The 11,855-nt window shown below is 40.3% G+C and carries 13 protein-coding genes; 8 read left to right on the forward strand and 5 right to left on the reverse strand.

Features of this window, described 5'->3' with window-relative positions; translation table 11 throughout:
* Window positions 1-82: 82 nt before the first annotated feature.
* From ID47_RS02190 to ID47_RS11580, 3 genes are all read right to left on the reverse strand, one after another.
* Entirely contained in the window at window positions 83-874 is a 792-nt protein-coding gene (locus ID47_RS02190; RefSeq protein WP_038463376.1) for a hypothetical protein, read from the reverse strand.
* Between the two features lie 125 nt (window positions 875-999).
* The gene (locus ID47_RS02195; protein WP_051908443.1) at window positions 1,000-1,773 is read right to left on the reverse strand and encodes a 3-hydroxybutyrate dehydrogenase; all 774 of its coding nucleotides are present in this window, start codon (window positions 1,771-1,773) and stop codon (window positions 1,000-1,002) included.
* A gap of 59 nt (window positions 1,774-1,832) precedes the next feature.
* The gene (locus tag ID47_RS11580; protein WP_051908445.1) at window positions 1,833-2,678 is read right to left on the reverse strand and encodes a lytic transglycosylase domain-containing protein; all 846 of its coding nucleotides are present in this window, start codon (window positions 2,676-2,678) and stop codon (window positions 1,833-1,835) included.
* 131 nt (window positions 2,679-2,809) lie between these two features.
* Here ID47_RS11580 and murD point away from each other — a divergent pair, with 131 nt between their 5' ends.
* The 8 genes from murD (at window position 2,810) to ID47_RS02240 (ending at window position 9,374) form a co-directional block, all read left to right on the forward strand.
* Window positions 2,810-4,147 (forward strand): UDP-N-acetylmuramoyl-L-alanine--D-glutamate ligase, encoded by a 1,338-nt coding sequence (gene murD, locus ID47_RS02205; protein WP_051908447.1) that lies wholly within the window; start codon window positions 2,810-2,812, stop codon window positions 4,145-4,147.
* A gap of 156 nt (window positions 4,148-4,303) precedes the next feature.
* Window positions 4,304-5,446: a glycosyltransferase family 4 protein gene (locus tag ID47_RS02210; RefSeq protein WP_038463383.1), complete on the forward strand. Its 1,143-nt coding sequence runs from the start codon at window positions 4,304-4,306 to the stop codon at window positions 5,444-5,446.
* Window positions 5,447-5,553: 107 nt separating this feature from the next.
* On the forward strand, window positions 5,554-5,847 hold the full coding sequence (locus ID47_RS02215) for an integration host factor subunit beta (protein WP_198022324.1): 294 nt from the start codon (window positions 5,554-5,556) through the stop codon (window positions 5,845-5,847).
* Between the two features lie 9 nt (window positions 5,848-5,856).
* A complete protein-coding gene (gene accD, locus ID47_RS02220; protein WP_038463387.1) occupies window positions 5,857-6,702 on the forward strand; it encodes an acetyl-CoA carboxylase, carboxyltransferase subunit beta in 846 nt (281 codons plus the stop codon).
* A 252-nt stretch (window positions 6,703-6,954) separates the two neighbouring features.
* The gene (locus tag ID47_RS02225) at window positions 6,955-8,121 is read left to right on the forward strand and encodes a bifunctional folylpolyglutamate synthase/dihydrofolate synthase (protein WP_051908449.1); all 1,167 of its coding nucleotides are present in this window, start codon (window positions 6,955-6,957) and stop codon (window positions 8,119-8,121) included.
* Window positions 8,105-8,296: a hypothetical protein gene (locus ID47_RS02230; RefSeq protein WP_038463388.1), complete on the forward strand. Its 192-nt coding sequence runs from the start codon at window positions 8,105-8,107 to the stop codon at window positions 8,294-8,296. The genes ID47_RS02225 and ID47_RS02230 overlap by 17 nt, the downstream gene beginning before the upstream one ends.
* A gap of 41 nt (window positions 8,297-8,337) precedes the next feature.
* Window positions 8,338-8,700 carry a redoxin family protein gene (locus tag ID47_RS02235; RefSeq protein ID WP_075261546.1) on the forward strand — a complete coding sequence of 121 codons (363 nt, stop codon included), beginning with the start codon at window positions 8,338-8,340 and terminating at the stop codon, window positions 8,698-8,700.
* 56 nt (window positions 8,701-8,756) lie between these two features.
* Window positions 8,757-9,374, forward strand: coding sequence for a thymidine kinase (locus ID47_RS02240; protein WP_038463389.1), 618 nt, complete (start codon window positions 8,757-8,759; stop codon window positions 9,372-9,374).
* A gap of 486 nt (window positions 9,375-9,860) precedes the next feature.
* Here ID47_RS02240 and ID47_RS02245 read toward each other — a convergent pair whose 3' ends face one another.
* Both ID47_RS02245 and ID47_RS02250 read right to left on the reverse strand, forming a co-directional pair.
* Window positions 9,861-10,769 carry a hypothetical protein gene (locus tag ID47_RS02245; protein WP_156956615.1) on the reverse strand — a complete coding sequence of 303 codons (909 nt, stop codon included), beginning with the start codon at window positions 10,767-10,769 and terminating at the stop codon, window positions 9,861-9,863.
* A gap of 166 nt (window positions 10,770-10,935) precedes the next feature.
* Complete coding sequence (locus ID47_RS02250) at window positions 10,936-11,847, reverse strand: hypothetical protein (protein ID WP_038463394.1); 912 nt, start codon at window positions 11,845-11,847, stop codon at window positions 10,936-10,938.
* Between the last annotated feature and the right edge of the window lie 8 nt (window positions 11,848-11,855).

Genomic DNA, 11,855 nt, shown 5'->3' on the forward strand with positions numbered 1-11,855 from the left:
GACCCTCTCAAAAGCTTAAGGTAGAAGTTGGTTGCTTTAAATCTTTTTATGTTTGAAAGCAGCCTGGATTGTAGTTCTTCTCTCAGTTCATATCAAAGAATAATTCGTCATTAAGATCTCTTTCTGACTTTATAGGGGAGGTAATGACTTTCACAAAGGTGCCGACGGGATCTTTGGCTGAAACCTTCCCCGAGGCAGAATTTATGGTTGCAAATATAATATTTTTGTTAGTGAATATAGGCGAATCTTTTACAAAAGAAAGTTGATTTTCTACAAAGGCTGCGCTGTTAGCAACGTGGGTTACTATGACCATATTTGGTAAGTGAGAATTTATCATTTGTGCAAATGGGCTAAGAATGCAGGCGCTACAAATGGAGGATATTTGGTCACTAGGCTTAGCTAAAACTAATAATCCTGATTGATAAAAACTAATTTGCTTTGTGCCTAAGCGAGAGAGGGAATATCTTTTCTCTGTTGGCCATTCATATGTTTTTAAAGCTTCGTCAGCTTTCAACTCCGCCAATTTTGTGTAAGCGTCAGCAGATGCATAAATTGCAGAGGAAATTATCACTGTGAAATTGCGTTGTTGTAAAAAATTTATTATCTTGAGAGTCTTGCCAGTTACACTATCAACATCAAATATAATAACAGTCTTAAAGGGATCTAAATTTTTTTTAATGGCTCCATGCAGACTGCCTATGCTTGGAAACTCTGCTGTTGTATAAGTTGCGCTTCCTTCATTTGTATCAACTTTATTTAAAATAGGATGCGCCGATAATGTGGGGCTCTCTAAAACTGTTGTGAGAGGCAAAGCCTCTCTCGCATTAGAAAGCGACAAAACAACGATTGATATAAGAGCAGGAATAATTCTCATAAAGATCACATTTTAAACATTTTTTATGCATTAATACTAAGTATATGCCTATAATTCGTCAAGATATATGTCTTTTTGACTTCAATTATCAGGCTGGCATAGCGATACAATGAGGGAGGGAGGCTCTAATGAGCGACCCAACCGCCATCAATGGATAAACTGGTGCCGGTGATAGATGCTGCAGCGTCTGCACACAGGAAATAGGTTAATTCTGCAATTTCTTCAATTTTAACAAATTCTTTTGTGGGTTGTTCCCCTAGCATAACATCTTTAATGACTGCTTCTGTTGAAATTCCCCGAGCTTTTGCTGTAGCGGCAATCTGACCTTCAACCAGAGGCGTTAAAACATATCCTGGACAAATAGCATTACAGGTGATATTAGCCTCAGCAACCTCAAGCGCGATGGTTTTTGTCAGACCGGCTACACCATGCTTAGCCGCCACATAGGCGGATTTAAAGGGAGAGGCGATAAGGGCATGAGCCGAGGCAATGTTAATTATTCGTCCCCAGCCATTCTTCTTCATCATCGGTATGACAAGGCGTGAAATATGAAAGGTGGAAGACAAATTGATCGCTATAATTTTATCCCAGCTGGCCACTGGAAAGTCCTCAATGGGCGCCACATGCTGGATACCGGCATTATTGACAACAATATCAATGCGAGCAAAACGATTTTCAATCATATGAATCATATTTTCGATTTGTTCTGGATTTGACATATCGGCGTCGGAAAATAAGACTTCACCCGGACCAAGGTCTTTAACTTCTTTAATAACATTTTCTACCTGGGGGGTTTTTAAGCCATTAAGAACGATAAAATACCCAGCCTTTGCTAATCTTTTGGCAATGCCAAGACCAATGCCACTGGTGGATCCTGTAATTAAAGCCACTTTACTCATTTTATCCTCCTCCATAAATCAGTATGTATTGAATATTAGATCAGAAAGGTTAACATTTCCTAAACCTTTGGCGGCAATTTGACATTGGCGCGCCGGACTGTGTTTAAAGGCATTACAGCTCTTTTGGAGGAGAGGGAGGTTTTAGCTTTAATAATTTTTGATCCACCTGTAGGGCGTAAGAAATTTGTGTTCGCGATCGCTCCAGATGTTCTAATATTATTCGTTGCAACCTTATGAAGGGTGCCATTATATCCTGTGTAAGCGGAAAACTTGATTTTCACGGGCATTATTCGCCCTGTCAAACTTTTAAATTGTGTATTAACCACCTTTGGTTGGTTGATTGCAAATACAGTTTGAATAGGGGCCTGAGCCGCCGGGAAGGGCTCATTAGCAAATTGTTGCCACATCGCCATGACTTTATTTTTATAAGGTTGATTATAGACTGCCGAGGCTGAATGGTAATGGGCAACAGCCCCTTGCCAATTACCCTGCGCGTCCATTTTTTCCTTTAGAAAACGGGCCGCATATTGGATATTGGTTGCAGGATCAAAAGCAGCTTCAAGACTTGGAAAGGCATTGGGATGATGCTTAAGATTAATTTGCATACAGCCAACGTCAATACTGGTGATACCTTGGGCTCTAAGTTCCTTAACTTTAGTAATCGCTTCAATTTTTGTATTAAAAACATAGGGTTTGCCATTGGCATTAATTGTCCAGGGCCATGCCACTATTCCTTGGCCACTAATCTTGCGACCTGATTCAATACGTGAAATAGCCCTTAATAAATTATGAGGGATACCATGCTGTTGTTCATAACGATGGATATAAGCTTCACACATTGCTTGTGCTTTAGGGGCACCTAGCAGTAAGATAGCAGCAGAAATAATCCAATGTTTGTTAAGCATCCAGCGATTTGCAAAAAATTGTGTATAATTATTTGTATCATGCTTAGCCTTAATGGATTATTAAGAGCAAGAAAAATTCGTTATATAATAGAATTAACTGTCTCTACAGATCAAAAAACGGAGAGATAACTGTGCCTCATAACTACCTAATTTTGGGACTTGCCCGTTCGGGAATGGCTGCTTTGCGTTGGTTGGTTCAACGTGGTCATACTGTGTATATTAGTGATGGAGATTCAACTAAAGTTGACGCGGCAGTTGCTGAGGGTGGCATCGCCTGGACTGATGAGTCAGATTTTAAAAAATTAGCAACTTTAATTCAAAGTCCTGGTATTCCATTAACCCATCCTTTAACTATGGCTGCTCAAGCGCAGGGAGTGCTTGTTATAGGGGATATTGATTTATTCCGGCATACTCATCCAACAGCTAAAATAGTGGGGATTACAGGGACGAATGGTAAGTCCACCATCACAACATTAATAGGTCATATTCTTAAAGAGTGTGACATACCTGTTGCTATTGGTGGCAACGTGGGAGTGGCCGCTATGTCTCTGCCAGATCTGTCGGATAAAGGCATTTATGTGCTTGAATTATCATCCTATCAATTGGATTTATCCCAAAGCCCATCTCTGGGCGTGGCGGCATGGACTAACATTACGCCCGATCATCTAGAGAGGCATGGAACTATGGAAAATTATGTATATGCTAAGTCTAAGATATTTGCGAGTAAAGCCGCGCCCCCTTTAACAGCTATTTCTATCGATGATGACTATTCAAAAGAAGTTTATGAGCGTATGAATGCGGCTCATCCGGGTTATTTTACGCCAATCAGTGTTATGCGACCTTTAATCACGGGGGTTTTTATTTTTGAAGGAATGCTGGTAGATGCCACTGGGAACGAGCGTTTAAATCTGGGGGAGATTTCTAATCTAGAACGCCTAAAAGGAATTCATAATTATCAGAACATAGCCATAGCCTATACGGTTTGTAAAAATTTAGGTCTGAAGGCCACAGAAATCTTGGCTGCCATAAAAACTTTTCCTGGATTGGCGCATCGGCAAGAGCAAGTAGCCATTATGAATGGAGTGACCTTTATTAATGATTCGAAGGGCACAAATGCAGAGGCCACAACCCATGCTCTATCGGCCTATGACTCTATTTATTGGATTGTAGGCGGAGTGGCAAAAAGCGAGGGGATAACCCCCTTGTTGCCTTTACTATCCCGAGTCAAAAAAGCCTATCTTATTGGGGAGTCTTCAGATCAATTCGCCCAAACTTTGGCGGATCGTGTGCCGTGGGAGGCTTGCGGGACTTTACCGATTGCTGTTGAAAAAGCCTATGCTGATGCTCGATCCCTTAGAGGGTCGACAATATTATTATCACCTGCTTGTGCAAGCTTTGACCAGTTTAAGGATTTTGAGCACAGAGGTGATGTTTTTAAAGAAATTGTAAGAGGAATAGTGAAAAGTTAACCTTATTATTTTTTAAATTCTAATTTTTAATCAAGAATTTTAACCACATTTTTGAGTTAAATCTTTGATTTTTCCAAACCTTATGGCTAAAATTTCTGGTTTTTGAATCCCATTAAGTATATGACTATTAATAGACTATCATTAGGTTAAATTTATATGACAAGAAAACCTGTCATACTGCAGCTTATTCCTCGCTTTAATAGTGGTGGGGTAGAGCGGGTTACAATTGATACCGCTGGATTTCTGGCACAGTATGATGATACACCAACTTACGTAGCCTCCGCCGGGGGCATCTTAGTCCCTGAGCTAACGCAACGGGGCGTAACTCACATTCAATTGCCATTAGCGACAAAAAATCCGTTTAAAATCATATGGAATGGTGTGCGCCTGGCTAAAATTGTGCGCGATCTTCGTATTGAGCTCTTACATGTCCGATCACGTGCACCAGCTTGGAGTACGCTAATCGCTTCGAAATTAACTGGTGTTCCTTTTATAACGACTTATCACGGTGCTTATCGCATTAACGCACCCTTGAAAAATTGGTACAATTCGGCCATGGTGCGCGGGAAATGTGTTATCAGTATTTCCGAGTTTGTTAGTTGTCTTATTAAAAAGCACCATAAAACCTTAAATCCTAAAATTATTAAAATTTATCCAGGCGTTGATGCGAGTGGACTTTTGAATCCAGCTCGGTATAATCAATCAGATTTGCTTCGGCAGCGCGAGGAATGGGGTATTCCGGCTGATGCCTTTGTTATGCTGACGGTTGGTCGTATTGCGAGAGCAAAACGTTTTGATCTGGCCGTGAAGGCCCTTGCAGAGCTGGCTGAGCATAAAAACTTATTCCTTGTCCTAGCAGGATCAGACCAGGGAAGAAGCGATTTATCCCAAAGTTTACTGGATTTGGCCCAGCAATTAGGGGTAGCCGATCGAGTGCGATTGGTCTATGATTTTAAAGACATTCCCTTGGCTTATGCCTTGTCTGATCTCGTTTTGTTTCCAACTGAGATGATGGAAACTTATGGCCGCATTACAGCAGAAGCGGGTGCCATGAGGAAGATCATTGTCGCAAGTGACGTCGGGGCAATTGCAGAGTTAATTCTAGAGGACGAAACAGGCTATGTCTTTCCTCAAGGAGATTTATATGCGCTGGCTAGTCTTATTCGTAAGGTTCTATCATTATCGTCAGAAAAAAAGCTTTTAATGGAAAATAAAGCTCGCGCGCATATACTTACCAATTTCAGTGCCGATCGAATGTATGTTGAAACTTTAAAAGTTTACCAGGAAATAATTAGCTAAAAAGCTATTTTCCACTTGCTCTGATTGTAAAATTCCTTTATTGATTTTACAATTTCAAGCAGTTAACCTGAGAATGGTTCTGAACTAGAAACAAATTAAAAATAATAATGGAGGAGCCAATGACGCGTTCTGAATTGATTTCAAAACTGTCTTATATGCATCGAGGTTTGACCCAGATGGAAATTGAAGGTATAGTGGACCGTATTTTCGGCGATATCACACATACTCTTAAAAAAGGAGGCCGTGTGGAATTGCGTGGGTTTGGTACTTTCTCTTTACGGGAACGTAAGCCGCGAACAGGTCGTAATCCACGAACCGGAGAAACAGTCCTTGTTGAAGGAAAGTCGGTGCCTTTTTTCAAATCCGGCAAAGAATTAAAACAGTTATTAAACACAAATTAGAGTTGATCTATGAACTGGCTTACAAATTTTGTCCGACCCAAAATCACAGCATTAATGCGAAAAGAAGAAGTGCCGGATAATCTCTGGGCTAAATGCCCATCTTGTGAGCATATGCTATTTCATCGCGATTTGGCTGAAAATCTGCATGTTTGCCACCATTGTGAGCATCACATGCGGATTGATGTTAATAAACGTTTGGATTATTTATTTGACGAGGGGGCGTATACAAAAGTACCGGTGCCTGATGTGGTAACCGATCCCTTAAAATTCAAAGATACAAAAAAATACACGGATCGTCTTAAAGAATATCGTGCAAAAACAGGCAATCAAGATGTTGTTCAAGTTGCTTATGGGCAAATTGGCGGAAAGTCTGCGGTTGTTGCTGCTTTTGATTTTTCATTTATGGGCGGATCCATGGGGATGGCAGTCGGAGAGGCTATTTTAGCAGCTTCTGACTTGGCCGTAAAATCCCGGTGTGGGTTAATTGTAGTCCCTGCATCAGGAGGCGCCCGTATGCAAGAAGGAATTTTGTCCTTAATGCAGATGCCGCGCACCATTATTGCTGTGGAAAAGGTAAAACGAGCTGGTTTACCTTATATTACATTGTTAACAGACCCCACAACGGGAGGTGTATCTGCCTCTTTTGCAATGGTCGGTGATATTGCTATTGCTGAACCAGGGGCAATTATTGGATTTGCTGGGGCCCGCGTCATTGAAGAAACGATTCGTCAGAAACTTCCGGAGGGCTTTCAGCGCGCAGAGTATTTGTTAGAGCATGGTATGATTGATATGGTTATCCCGCGTAAGGATCTTAATTCTAAAATTGGTATTCTGCTTGGCCATATTGGCGGATAAAGAACTATCATCTAATACCTAGCAACAATCAGTTTCTTTTTATTTTATGAATGTATTAAAAGGACAAGTGAGATGATCTTGTCCTTAAAAAATCCCTTCGGTTCTTTTAATTTTTCCTACTCATAAAAAATTTTATTTTTAACGGCAATCAATTGCTGTAATTTGGTATTTTAGAGGTGGCTCGCTCCATAATTAAGTTGCATAGGCAAGACCATTTTAGGTCTGCTTCCTGTTAAATTGCCGAGGAAACTCATGACCTATTTAATCCAAGTCCCTATAGATATCGACTTCTCGCTTGAGCGTATTTCAGCGGTTTTGAAGACTTTGGAAAATCCTCAAGATAAGCTGCCACCTATCGTTCATGTAGCCGGAACTAACGGCAAGGGGTCGACAATTGCTTTTTTGCGTGCAGTTTTAGAAGGGGAAGGTTACACCGTCCATGGATACACATCACCTCATATGATTCGAGTTAATGAAAGAATCAATATTGCGGGTACCGATATTTCTGATGACCTTTTAGATACTTATATTCAACGAGTTCGAGCGGCCGTTAACGGTTTTGAACTTAGCTATTTTGAAGAATTAACAGTTGCTGCCTTCTTGGCTTTTTCCGAGCATCCAGCTGATTTTTGTTTGATTGAAGTTGGGCTGGGCGGGCGGTTGGATGCTACGAATGTTGTATACCCTGATCTGGGGATCATAACATCCATATCCTATGATCATCAAAACTATCTAGGGGAGACAATTACAGAAATTGCTGCAGAAAAAGCCGGGATTATTAAGACCAATGCTCCTGTTGTCTGCGCCCATCAAAAATATCCTGAAGCAAGGGACCTCATTTCGGATAAAAGCAAGGCAATGGGGGGAGGTGCCATTTCTCCTCCGACTCTTCCTCGAGCAGTTTCGCTGGGACTGCTGGGGGAACATCAATATGACAATGCAGCAACGGCCATAAAGGCAGCAGAAATTCTCCTTGGGGAAAATGGCGATCGTTTTCACTCTCATCTTTCTAAGGCTCGGTGGCCAGGACGGCTGCAAAAACTATTTGAGGACCATGATATCTGGGTTGATGGAGCCCATAATGAAGGGGGGATTGAGGTCCTCTTAAAAGAATTACAAAAATGGACAATCGACGAAAATCCTATAGTTCTTGCGGTTAGCCAATTGTCCAATCGGTCAGAAGAGTTGCTCTACCCCTTATTTGAGATAACTGATGAAATTTACCATATCGATATGGGGCAAGGAAATAGATTCCGAGGCAAACCAGCGAGAGCTAAAAAAACTCTTTCTCTTAAGGAAGCCCTTTCTTATTTTATGCAACCTGAGTACAATAGCTCTAGAATCTTGTTCACAGGATCTCTATATATGGTAGGAGAGATTCTTAATATACGGGAGATAATCAATGGTAATATCGAATAAACCTTTTTGGATTGGCGTAATTTTGTCACCCATTTTGCTGGCTGTTTTTTGGTTTGCAGCAAATAAACCTAAGATTGTTGACACAACAGCCTCAATTTCATCCCCTACAGCAACTTTTGATTTTATTCCAACAACAGAAAAAAAGAATTATCTAAAAAGACGTTTGAAAAATTAAATCTTGAAGATGGTTCTAAAACATCTGTCTCCTTTAAAGAATTGGCGGGCAAACCAATGATTGTTCATTACTGGGCTACATGGTGTGGTGCTTGCGTTGAAGAAATGCCGGCTCTTGCAAAATTTGCAGAGCAACATGGTGAAAAGATTCGTTTTGTGATTATTGCCAGCGATGCAAGCGGCGGTAAAGAGGTGTTGAATTATTGTAAAACAAATGGTATCAAAAATGTTGATATCTTTATTGATGCCAAGAGCAGGGTGGTCAAAGACCAAGGCATAAAAGCATTGCCAACAACAATTTTTGCCAGTGCAGAGGCTATGGAAGCTGGACGCGTGGTGGGTGCCATTGATTGGCTCGGGCAGTCCGGCACGGTTATTGCATCATATTTAACAAAGGGCGCCTGACCGCCGCTTAGGAAGCTCTTTTCAGAACTTCCTTTTTTAATGAGGGAGAGAGTTAATTGGCAAAGTTGTATTTTTACTACTCTGCTATGAATGCAGGTAAAACCACAACATTATTGCAATCAAGCTATAATTATCGGGAACGGGGAATGAACACATTGCTGTTCACGGCGGATTTAGATGATCGGTTTGGCCGCGGTAAAATTGCCTCTCGCATTGGCTTGTCCTCAGAGGCTCATTTATATGACGAGGCTTTTAATTTCTTTGATTTCATTAAAGCAAAAGTCCAAATTACCCCCAATTTGAAGTGCATCTTAGTGGATGAGGCTCAATTCCTTAGTAAAGATCATGTGCGGCAGCTGTGCGATGTTGTTGATAATCTCAAACTTCCAGTGTTGACTTATGGTATTCGCTCTGACTTTCAAGGCGAACTCTTTCCTGGGAGCTATTATTTATTAGCTTGGGCTGATGAATTAATAGAACTGAAGACCATTTGTCATTGTGGACGTAAAGCCACAATGAATGCGAGAATGAATGCACAGGGTGAATTTATTACTCAAGGTGAGCAAATTGAAATTGCTGGTAACGACCGATATATAGCTTTATGCCGTGAACATTTTCATACCGGACAAGTGCAGCCTGAAAGTCATTGCGTTATTGACATGAAGGTGGCTTAAACGTTGTAAATTTAATCCTTACGATAAGCTCATTATTACATCATTGCTCAATTAAATACTCCTTCCTTAAGCAAGAGGGGGATGCAAAAAGGCAGTTTTTTAGGGAAATCTGCTTCAAAATATCTGTGAGGAGTTAATGTGGTATTTTGAAAAATAAAAATTTAATGACTCCCACTTGAGATCAATATTTTTTGCTCTATCTCCTTGAATGAGGAGGCTACTTAAAGTTTTCTCATTATACGGAGGCTATAATGAAGTTATTAAAATTAGTCACTTTATCTTTAGCTCTTTTTGCAGCAACAGCTGGTACCTTGATGTTAGGATCTAGCTAATCTCAGGCTTTTTCAAATGGATTGGCTAAACGTTAACACTAACGGCTCAGATTACAAGGTTGGGAACGACACAAGCTCAAGCTGGTTGTGTGTTAAGACCTTAAATAAAAAAGGGCTTTCTATAAAAGAAAGCCCTTTTTTCTCCTATATATTTTTAAAATCTTTTCCGGCACTCATCAGAATTTTTAGCTCTTAGGATGGTATTGCGATCCCAGGAGTAGGGGGGAGAGACTGGCGGGCAGGTTGATTCAGCGTCGTCTTTTTGAGAATTTTTAAATAGCCGTCCACTCAAAGATTTTATGAGTTTACGAGGTGTAACCTGTCGGGGGGATTTTATCTTGGATTCTCTGGGCGAAATTTCCCTCCCCCCTGAGTTACGTAAATTCAGACGAGGAATCTTTACTTTACTGATAGGGGGGGCAGCAGGCTGATTTTCTTTATTTTTTTGCCGTTTCTGATTTTCCTTAATTTGAATGTCTAGCACTGCAAGATATTTGGTAAGATTAGCGAGTACATCATCTATTTCAAATTGGTTAAAAAATGGAAGCATCCGAGGATTTGAATATCCCAATGCTTGTGCTTTTCTTAATTGATGGTCATACAGGCCTATTATAGTTGGTCCCCACTTTACTAAATAAGTATAGATATTATGAATTGTTTCGTAAGTCTTTTCTAAGCCGATTGCTAGCTTGTCAGGGGTATCACTCTTGCTTACTATGGTATCAATCAGTTTTTTTGTATGGCTGTCGGCTAGAACAATATATTTAGCCAGTATATGATGTAATTTAATGATATTTTTGGAGTAAAATTCTGGGCTTTCTGAGGGTGAGGTGGATGCTGCATCTTCTGCAATAATGCGAAATAATTTATTGTAAGCTGTATCACCAGAAAATACATCATCAGCTCTAAATAAAATCTGGCCAAAAGTTACTGTAGATGTTTCTGTTAAAAATAATTGCAAGTTACTTTGGGTTAAAATTATAGAGCTGGAAGCCCCCGGAGCGATCTCACTCTCGGTTGCAGATACTGTCTTTAAAATTAAAAGAACCGTTAGTATTTTCATATTTTTATTAGAAGAGGGGGAGCTAATCATATCTATGTTTTAAGGGTGACTGTAATGTCGATATATTGTCAAGATAATTGAAAAATTTTATTAAAAAATGTATATATCCTTAGGCTTAAGCGACTGTACACTTAGAGTACCTAAGGATTTTTGAGAACTTAAATTATTATTTACCGGGCGGTGTATTTCGTTTGATTAAAACTTCCTTTAATTCTTTACTGAAGGCGTCCTTATAGTTGATAGGTATGGGTGGCGTGGAAGCTTTCCCAGGGCTAACAGAAGAATCTTTTGAAGTGGATTTTAAAGGTGGTGAGACAGGCTCAGGTTGATTATCAACACCCTTCTTACGAGGACTGTTTTTATTAAATATAGCTTTAAAAAAATTTGAATTACCTGAACTTGACGTGTTTGAACGAGGCTTTTGGTTAGGGACAGGTGGCAGGGATAATTCAGACGAAGTAACTTGCGCGGATGTTAGGGAAGTCTTGGGTTCTTCTGCTGGGGTGGGAATCGGTGCAGGCATATATTGCTCGATCTGCTCAACAGCTTTAGGAGCACCTGTAGGAACGGCTGCAGTCACTGAATATATAGGGGATGAATTGTCCGACATAACTGTAATCGAAAAGCAGGAAGTGACAATTTGGTTTGATTTCCGTGGATCTGGATCATTACTCATGCTACTGCCCATAAGTTTATATATTAAGTACCCTTCACGCGTGAAATCTCGAGCACAAGGGTCAAACTCATACTTTGTGTGAGCTGCAAATTTTTTTAAATCATTGGCAGCATTCACAACAGTTTTAAGGTGCACTTCATCAATGCGGCCTGTATGGCGTACATCACCCCAACTTTTAAGCTCTGACGTGGTGCTTATATGTAAGGCCTCTTCTAAAAACTTATGAACACTCTCGGGACATAGTTCGACCTTTGACGACGGCCTTACTTTTCTCGTTAAGATATCTTGGATAGTAATAAACTCTGTCAGTGTTGATTCCAAAGAAGGTAGTACGCTATCATTAGCAATAAGAGGAAGAGGTTGAATAAGGATGCTTGTTATCAATGCTATATTTTTTAACATGGGTGCTT

This window comes from Candidatus Paracaedibacter acanthamoebae (assembly GCF_000742835.1).
In the GTDB taxonomy this organism is placed as follows: Bacteria; Pseudomonadota; Alphaproteobacteria; order Paracaedibacterales; family Paracaedibacteraceae; genus Paracaedibacter; species Paracaedibacter acanthamoebae.

Bases quoted from the DNA above. Each gene is read 5' to 3' on its own strand.
- ID47_RS02190 (WP_038463376.1), bottom strand. From the start codon at position 874: ATGAGAATTATTCCTGCTCTTATATCAATCGTTGTTTTGTCGCTTTCT.
- ID47_RS02195 (WP_051908443.1), bottom strand. From the start codon at position 1,773: ATGAGTAAAGTGGCTTTAATTACAGGATCCACCAGTGGCATTGGTCTT.
- ID47_RS11580 (WP_051908445.1), bottom strand. From the start codon at position 2,678: ATGCTTAACAAACATTGGATTATTTCTGCTGCTATCTTACTGCTAGGT.
- ID47_RS02210 (WP_038463383.1), top strand. From the start codon at position 4,304: ATGACAAGAAAACCTGTCATACTGCAGCTTATTCCTCGCTTTAATAGT.
- ID47_RS02215 (WP_198022324.1), top strand. From the start codon at position 5,554: ATGGAGGAGCCAATGACGCGTTCTGAATTGATTTCAAAACTGTCTTAT.
- accD (WP_038463387.1), top strand. From the start codon at position 5,857: ATGAACTGGCTTACAAATTTTGTCCGACCCAAAATCACAGCATTAATG.
- ID47_RS02225 (WP_051908449.1), top strand. From the start codon at position 6,955: ATGACCTATTTAATCCAAGTCCCTATAGATATCGACTTCTCGCTTGAG.
- ID47_RS02230 (WP_038463388.1), top strand. From the start codon at position 8,105: ATGGTAATATCGAATAAACCTTTTTGGATTGGCGTAATTTTGTCACCC.
- ID47_RS02245 (WP_156956615.1), bottom strand. From the start codon at position 10,769: ATGAAAATACTAACGGTTCTTTTAATTTTAAAGACAGTATCTGCAACC.
- ID47_RS02250 (WP_038463394.1), bottom strand. From the start codon at position 11,847: ATGTTAAAAAATATAGCATTGATAACAAGCATCCTTATTCAACCTCTT.